Annotated in this window: 6 protein-coding genes, 1 tRNA gene, 2 rRNA genes and 1 pseudogene; 4 read left to right on the top strand and 6 right to left on the bottom strand. The window is 59.4% G+C overall.

Going from position 1 to position 7,500, the window contains the following annotated elements:
* Positions 1 to 221: 221 nt before the first annotated feature.
* The 4 genes from GRI99_RS17640 to GRI99_RS18805 all read left to right on the top strand — a co-directional run bounded on the left by GRI99_RS17640 (position 222) and on the right by GRI99_RS18805 (position 3,773).
* Positions 222 to 3,011, top strand: a 23S ribosomal RNA gene (locus GRI99_RS17640).
* A gap of 135 nt (positions 3,012 to 3,146) precedes the next feature.
* Positions 3,147 to 3,261 (top strand): 5S ribosomal RNA (gene rrf, locus GRI99_RS17635).
* A gap of 101 nt (positions 3,262 to 3,362) precedes the next feature.
* A tRNA-Met gene (locus GRI99_RS17630) sits at positions 3,363 to 3,439 on the top strand.
* Between the two features lie 79 nt (positions 3,440 to 3,518).
* Positions 3,519 to 3,773 (top strand): hypothetical protein, encoded by a 255-nt coding sequence (locus tag GRI99_RS18805; protein ID WP_237438448.1) that lies wholly within the window; start codon positions 3,519 to 3,521, stop codon positions 3,771 to 3,773.
* Between the two features lie 204 nt (positions 3,774 to 3,977).
* Here the strand turns inward: GRI99_RS18805 and GRI99_RS19025 are convergent.
* From GRI99_RS19025 to GRI99_RS17595, 6 genes and pseudogenes are all read right to left on the bottom strand, one after another.
* Positions 3,978 to 4,997 (bottom strand): annotated as a pseudogene (locus tag GRI99_RS19025) (recombinase family protein); the annotation flags it as partial.
* A gap of 187 nt (positions 4,998 to 5,184) precedes the next feature.
* Complete coding sequence (locus GRI99_RS17610) at positions 5,185 to 5,889, bottom strand: DNA methyltransferase (protein WP_160773387.1); 705 nt, start codon at positions 5,887 to 5,889, stop codon at positions 5,185 to 5,187.
* Between the two features lie 307 nt (positions 5,890 to 6,196).
* The gene (locus GRI99_RS17605; RefSeq protein ID WP_160773386.1) at positions 6,197 to 6,706 is read right to left on the bottom strand and encodes an ASCH domain-containing protein; all 510 of its coding nucleotides are present in this window, start codon (positions 6,704 to 6,706) and stop codon (positions 6,197 to 6,199) included.
* A complete protein-coding gene (locus tag GRI99_RS18925; RefSeq protein ID WP_272917429.1) occupies positions 6,703 to 6,825 on the bottom strand; it encodes a hypothetical protein in 123 nt (40 codons plus the stop codon). The genes GRI99_RS17605 and GRI99_RS18925 overlap by 4 nt, the downstream gene beginning before the upstream one ends.
* Complete coding sequence (locus GRI99_RS17600) at positions 6,822 to 7,073, bottom strand: hypothetical protein (protein WP_160773385.1); 252 nt, start codon at positions 7,071 to 7,073, stop codon at positions 6,822 to 6,824. The genes GRI99_RS18925 and GRI99_RS17600 overlap by 4 nt, the downstream gene beginning before the upstream one ends.
* Entirely contained in the window at positions 7,073 to 7,327 is a 255-nt protein-coding gene (locus GRI99_RS17595; RefSeq protein ID WP_160773384.1) for a hypothetical protein, read from the bottom strand. Before GRI99_RS17595 ends, GRI99_RS17600 begins: the two co-directional genes overlap by 1 nt.
* Positions 7,328 to 7,500 lie beyond the last annotated feature (173 nt).

The following is a 7,500-nucleotide window of genomic DNA, read 5'->3' as shown; positions in this document are numbered from 1 at the left end:
GGCCGGTCAGGCGGATCTGCCGCCGAACTTTGACATTGTGAATGGGTTTTTAAATCGATGCCGTGGCGGTATCGTCGTAAAGGTGCGGACCTTCGGGCCCGTGATCTGCGCGATCGATATCATCACAAGATCAATCATATGATTATCTGGCTGAGATATTCCTCCATGCCATCTCTAAGCGGTCAAGCGTTATGCAGGCTTGTCGTTGATGGTGTGGATCTCAAGCGCGAGGTAAGAGCATTTGGTGGATGCCTTGGCATGTACAGGCGAAGAAGGACGTGGCACGCTGCGATAAGCGTCGGGGAGCTGTGAGCAAGCTTCGATCCGGCGATTTCCGAATGGGGAAACCCACCTTCACCATTTCCTCTGTTATCCTTTCGGGGGTTGCAGAAGAGGTGGATAAGGTATCACCTAACTGAATAAAATAGGTTTGGTGAAGCGAACCCGGGGAACTGAAACATCTCAGTACCTGGAGGAAAAGACATCAACAGAGATTCCCGTAGTAGTGGCGAGCGAACCGGGACCAGGCCAGTGCCTTCAATTCAACTAGCAGAACACTTTGGAAAGAGTGGCCATAGCGGGTGACAGCCCCGTATGCGAAAGTGATGTTGAAGGACTCGAGTAGGGCGGGACACGTGAAATCCTGTCTGAACATGGGGGGACCACCCTCCAAGCCTAAATACTCGTACATGACCGATAGCGAACAAGTACCGTGAGGGAAAGGTGAAAAGCACCCCGATTAGGGGAGTGAAACAGTACCTGAAACCGAATGCTTACAATCAGTTGGAGCCCCTTTGGGGGGTGACAGCGTACCTCTTGCATAATGGGTCAGTGACTTAATCTAACATGCGAGCTTAAGCCGGTAGGTGTAGGCGTAGCGAAAGCGAGTCTGAATAGGGCGACTGAGTATGTTGGATTAGACCCGAACCCCGGCGATCTATGCATGACCAGGATGAAGGTGCGGTAACACGCACTGGAGGTCCGAACCGGTGCCTGTTGAAAAAGGCTCGGATGAGTTGTGCTTAGGGGTGAAAGGCCAATCAAGCCGGGAAATAGCTGGTTCTCCGCGAAAACTATTGAGGTAGTGCGTCGGATGTATGCCGTTGGGGGTAGAGCACTGGATGGGCTAGGGGGTCGCGAGATCTACCAAACCTAACCAAACTCCGAATACCAACGAGTCTTATCCGGCAGACAGACGGCGGGTGCTAAGGTCCGTCGTCAAAAGGGAAACAGCCCTAACCTACAGCTAAGGTCCCCAAGTCATCACTAAGTGGGAAAGCATGTGGGAATCCCAAAACAACCAGGAGGTTGGCTTAGAAGCAGCCATCCTTTAAAGAAAGCGTAACAGCTCACTGGTCTAATTAAGGGTTCCTGCGGCGAAGATGTAACGGGGCTAAAGTGATGCACCGAAGCTTAGGGTTCAGTCTTTGACTGAGCGGTAGCGGAGCGTTCCGTAAGCGAGTGAAGCCGAAGGGTAACCGACGGTGGACGTATCGGAAGTGCGAATGCTGACATGAGTAGCGATAAAGAGGGTGAGATGCCCTCTCGCCGAAAGACCAAGGGTTCCTGCGCAACGCTAATCGGCGCAGGGTGAGCCGGCCCCTAAGACGAGCCCGAAGGGGGTAGTCGATGGGAACCACGTTAATATTCGTGGGCCTGGTGGTGTGTGACGGATGGCGGAAGTTGTCGATCCTTATCGGATTGGTTCGGCAGCCAAGTTGTCCCGGGAAATAGCCCCACCGTATAGACCGTACCCGAAACCGACACAGGTGGTCAGGTAGAGTATACCAAGGCGCTTGAGTGAAGTATCCTGAAGGAACTCGGCAAATTGCCTCCGTACCTTCGGAAGAAGGAGGCCCTGTCTTAAGGCAACTTTTGGCAGGGGGCACAGGCCAGGGGGTAGCGACTGTTTAGCAAAAACACAGGACTCTGCTAAGTCGGCTTCAAGACGACGTATAGGGTCTGACGCCTGCCCGGTGCTGGAAGGTTAAGAGGAGGAGTGCAAGCTCCGAATTGAAGCCCCAGTAAACGGCGGCCGTAACTATAACGGTCCTAAGGTAGCGAAATTCCTTGTCGGGTAAGTTCCGACCTGCACGAATGGCGTAACGACTTCCCCACTGTCTCCAGGATATGCTCAGCGAAATTGAAGTTCCCGTGAAGATGCGGGATACCCGCGGTTAGACGGAAAGACCCCGTGCACCTTTACTGCAGCTTCAGAGTGGCATTAGGAAAGAGTTGTGTAGCATAGGTGGGAGGCTTTGAAACTTGGGCGCCAGCTCGAGTGGAGCCATAGGTGAAATACCACCCTGCTGTTTTCTGATGTCTAACCACGCACCGTTATCCGGTGTTGGGACCCTCTGTGGCGGGTAGTTTGACTGGGGCGGTCGCCTCCTAAAGAGTAACGGAGGCGCGCGATGGTAGGCTCAGGCCGGTTGGAAACCGGCTGTTAGAGTGCAATGGCATAAGCCTGCCTGACTGCGAGACTGACGAGTCGAGCAGAGACGAAAGTCGGTCATAGTGATCCGGTGGTCCCTCGTGGAAGGGCCATCGCTCAACGGATAAAAGGTACGCCGGGGATAACAGGCTGATACTGCCCAAGAGCTCATATCGACGGCAGTGTTTGGCACCTCGATGTCGGCTCATCACATCCTGGGGCTGGAGCAGGTCCCAAGGGTTTGGCTGTTCGCCAATTAAAGTGGTACGTGAGCTGGGTTCAGAACGTCGCGAGACAGTTTGGTCCCTATCTGCCGTGGGCGTCGATTGTTGAGAGGAGTTGCCCCTAGTACGAGAGGACCGGGGTGAACATACCTCTGGTGTACCTGTCATTCCGCCAGGAGTGCAGCAGGGTAGCTATGTATGGACGGGATAACCGCTGAAAGCATCTAAGCGGGAAGCCTCCCTCAAGATAAGCAATCATCGAACCGTGATAGACCATCACGTTGATAGGCCGGGTGTGGAAGTGTAGTAATGCATGGAGCTAACCGGTCCTAATAGTTCTGTTCGCGCTTGTTGATCCCACCATCAATGTCAGGCCTGCTTGGCTTACATTGTGGAGGAACGTCCAAGCCGGATGATCGCCCAACAACACTGTATCTACCCGAAAGGGTGCATCGATTTAAAACCTTGCCCACACGCCGGCTTCATTGCTTGGTGGTCATAGCGCCTGTGACCCACCCGATCCCATCTCGAACTCGGCCGTGAAACCAGGCAGCGCCGATGGTACTAACGCTTAAGCGTTGGAAGAGTAGGACGCCGCCAGGCATTGCAGCCGGCGTGGCAGGCAAGGTATGACCCATTCACAAGTCAGAGGGCTGGTCCTAACGGATCGGCCCTTTTGGCGTCTCTAGCGACGCCAGGTTTGTCGCGGGGTGGAGCAGCCCGGTAGCTCGTCAGGCTCATAACCTGAAGGTCGTTGGTTCAAATCCAACCCCCGCAACCAACTTTAGCGAACTGGCCTCGCCACCTTCATCGGTGGCGGGGCCGTTCGCGTTTTGGGGGATGGAAAGGAGTGCGGCCAGTTGGCCGTGGACGATCAGGTCTGCGCCCTTGGTGCCGTCCCCGTGCGGGGTGACGTCGATGCGATCGACCAGGCTGGAGATCAGCGGGCGAGCACGCGCGATGTCATTCGCGCCTGTTGCTGCCAGGGCGGACAGATCCTCGCAGCGGCGGCGATAGGATTCCGACAGCGCGGGGTGGCTAAGCAGGTGTTCGAGCTGATCGATGTCGATCCTTGCTGCCTCGATCGCATCACACTCGGCGCGCAGATCCAGTGATCGCTGCTTGAGGAGCGACGGGTCAACGCCGGCGACGATGGCTTCCACCAGCTTGGCCTGTTCGTCCTTGATGGCATTGAGGCGGCGATCCTCGTCGGCACGGCGCGATATCTGGCTGCGCCGCCACTCAGCAGCGGCCTTGCGCACTTCTTCGACGTAGGCCGCGATCACGTCCGGGTGCAGCAACTCGTTGCGCACGGCCGTCCAGATCCGCTCCTGCGCCTCACCGTCACGAATGAGTGCGTGGTTCTGGCAGGTGCCCGTCTGGCGCCGGTTGGAGCACCCCCAGTAGTCCTTGGCGATGACGGTGTAGTTTCCGCCGCAGTGACCACACTTGAGGAGGCCAGACAGTAGCCGCTTGGGCCGCCGAGCCTGATCAGGCCGCCCACCGCCGAGCTGTTCGAGCTTGGAGGCCACCTGGTCCCACAGAGCTTCATCGACGATCCGCAGCTCGGGTACGTCATGCACCACGAGATCTTCGGCACTGTTGACGCGCGAGACGCGCTTGCGGGTGTCAGGATCCTTGCGGAAGGTCTGCCGGTTGTAGAGCACGCGGCCTCGGTAAAGCTCATTGTGGAGAATGCCATTCCGCCGCTGGCGATGGCCGGTGATCGTGCTGGCACGCCAGAGGCCACCGCGCGGAGCGGGAATGCCTTCAGCGTTGAGATGCCGGGCTATCGTCAGTGGGCTATCACCACTGGCGAATGCTTCGAAGATTTGCCGCACGATCGCGGCTTGGTCCTCGTCGACTTCTCGGAGTCCGCGCAAAGGCTCACCATCAGAGCCGAATTGCCGGACCTTGCGATAACCGTAGGAGAGGCCGCCCGGGATCCGGCCATCCTCAACCACGCCCCGCTGCCCGCGCCGCACCTTCTCGCCCAGCTGCTCGAGCATGATGGCCGACATGGTGCTGCCCATGCCGATATGCAGGGCCCCAACTTCCCCTTCTGACAACGTGATGAGGCGGGCGCCCTTGAACCGGACCCGCTTGAACAGGTTGGCCAGATCCTCCTGATCGCGAGACAATCGATCCAGACTTTCGGCGAGGACCACCTGTGCCTTGCCCTGCTCGATCGCAGCCATGCAGGCAGCCAAGCCAGGGCGATTGCGCACGGTGCCACTGATTGCTCGATCGGCATGTTCGGCCAGGACTTCCCAGCCTTCGCGTTCGGCGCGGATCCGCAGCAGGCGAAACTGGTCCTCGACCGAGGCAGCGGACTGCATGGCCGTGGAGTAGCGGGCATAGAGAATCGCAGCTGTCATTGGCGGGGCAGTGATCTCCTGCCATCCATCATGGCCGCAATATCTTGGCGCGCAAGCTGGCGCGCGAATTCGAGCGCAGCCGGCAAGGCCGGTCGATCGGTGCGGCCGCCCTGGATCAGGGTCAGCGCAGGCCTGTCCGGCCTCTTGCTCACGCTGCCTGGCGCAGCTCTTCCCACGCCGCCTCGATGCGGGCGCAGGCGGTGGCGAAGTGGGTGGGGTTGTGTTCGATGCCGGTGAAGGTCCGGCCGGCGCGGATTGCGGCCACGCCGGTGCTGCCGGTGCCCATGAAGGGATCGCAGATGGTCTGGCCGGCGACGTTGCGGACGATCTTGTCCATCAGGGCGTCGGGCTTGACGGTGGGGTGGCCGAAGTCTTTCAGAGCGCGGGAGCGGCACGCGAAGACGCGCTTCAGATCGGCCAGCTCACCCTGCGGGTGATATCCGCGGTTCCACGCGTGGAAGTAGATCTCCAGCTCGGGGACGTAGTGCTTGTTGGCCACCGGCATGGGCGTGGTCTTCTGCCAGACCAGCAGCGCCATGCGGTGGAAGAGGCCGTCCAGCGTGGCGGAGACGCCGGGCACCTGATCGTTATGGCAGAAGACCACTGCCGCACCACAGAGCAGCGGGTTGATGATCGCATGGTCGAAGCCACGATCGAGACCTTCCTCCTGGATCTGATCGAGGTACGGCCGATGCTTGCGAAAGCTGCCGCCGCCGCTGGTGCGGATGATGTAGGGCGGGTCCATCATGTCAGCGTCAAACCAGCCCAGGGTGGGACGGATGGCATAGGCATCGCCGCAATAGAGCCTAGCTACAGGCGCGCCGGGCGGGCCGATAAACACAGGGGTTACCATCCACCGAGCCTCTGAGCATGACGGCGGTAACAGGCCCCACTTGAGCGGAGCATAGCCACCGGCATTGGTGAGTCTTGGTGCAATCGATCATGGGAGACAGCCCTGGAATCGTGCCTATTACGCAAAGCTCCCATGAATGTTCGAGGAGCATGCCGTTGAACGATACACCGAAAGACCCGCCCGCTAGTCAGATGAGGGCACACCAACTGGCACTTGCCGATGACGATCCCCACTGGCCGTTCTGGGCTGAGGTCCGTGAGCGGTCTCTTCGCAACCGCAAATTCCGGCTTCAGCAGAAATAGCGTGATCATGACGCCGCCCATTCCGGCTGTGGCCAGTTCCACAGGCCCTGCTTGCCCCGCATAGGCACGGGCTCCACCCACGCCTCGATATCGAGCATCGGCCAGCCCCAATTGGCGTGGTCATCTCGATCGCTATCGTTGGCGCGGAGCACACCGAATTCCGCTGCTATTTCGGTTCCCAATCGCGGTTCCCCCACGATTGCCGTGCCGATGCCGCAGGACATGGGCAGCTTCGCCCGATAAGGCATCCACGCTCCCCCCAAGATGGGCAGCGCCAGTTCGGCATGAAGGCAGGTTTCAGCTGCCATGGCCGCAATTTCCGGGGATGCTGTCCGATTGGCGAGCACGCGATAGAGCAGGCAGGCTTCCTCAACATCGATCTTGCGCGAAGCGGCGTGGATAACGATGCGCTGCCCGACGATCGATGCCGGCGGACGCCAGCTGCGGAATTCGTAGGGCTTCGCACCTGCGATGATAAGAGAAGCCCACGGCTGCCAGATGGTGAGGGCCTTCATGCGTCGGCCCTCCCGATGTTGATTTCTAGGATGCAGCCCAACCATTCGATGTCGAACGACCAGCCCCGATAGTCGGGATCGCCGCCGCCCCAGCGCGCGAGAGAGAAGCGGGGGATCATGCTTTGCCGCCTTGGTCGATATAGCGACCCTCAAAGCGAGCGATGGTTTCCTTCATCATGCAAATGATGTCGGCGCGCTCGCCGTTGCTGATGTAGTTGACCCGGCCTCCTTCGTAGTCCCCGAACTTTGCAGTCAGAACCACGAACGCGATCCGGCGGGTCTCGCCAGGGTTGAAAACATCATCGAGCGATCGCGCGATCGCGTTCATCAGCTCACGCTGATCGGCTTGAATCGGGCCATGTGTCATCAGCTGTTCCTTTGTTCCGGGAAGTGAGGAATCGCCGCCAGCGGCGTCACCTTGTCGCCGTGGCCGAGGGCGCGAAGGGCTTCGGCGTATCGCTCGGCGCTGGCACGATGGGCCTGACCTTCTGTCGCAAAGAGTGCGGCCTGCTGCTCGGCTGCTTCGGCCGCAGCCTTGGCCTTGCGGAAGCGGTCGAATAGCACGCGCTCTGCTGTGCCTTGGTCGAACGGATTGACGCGTGCGCGGGACTTGGCGGCCATCACATGGTTCCTTCGTTGAAGAGGGCGAAGATCACGGCCAGCGCGATGGCGGGGCCGAAGGCGATGAGGGCGAGCCAGAGGGTGTCCTCGCGGCTCTGGCGGAAGAGGGCGACTTCCTGCCGCCCCCGTTCGATCAGGGTGCGGATGGCGTTCATGATTGCTGGTCCCTTTGT

Origin of the sequence: Alteraurantiacibacter buctensis (assembly GCF_009827655.1) — a bacterium.
Lineage (GTDB): Bacteria > Pseudomonadota > Alphaproteobacteria > Sphingomonadales > Sphingomonadaceae > Alteraurantiacibacter > Alteraurantiacibacter buctensis.
The sequence above is the reverse complement of the archived record's forward strand: the minus strand, read 5'-3'. Positions and strand labels throughout refer to the sequence as shown.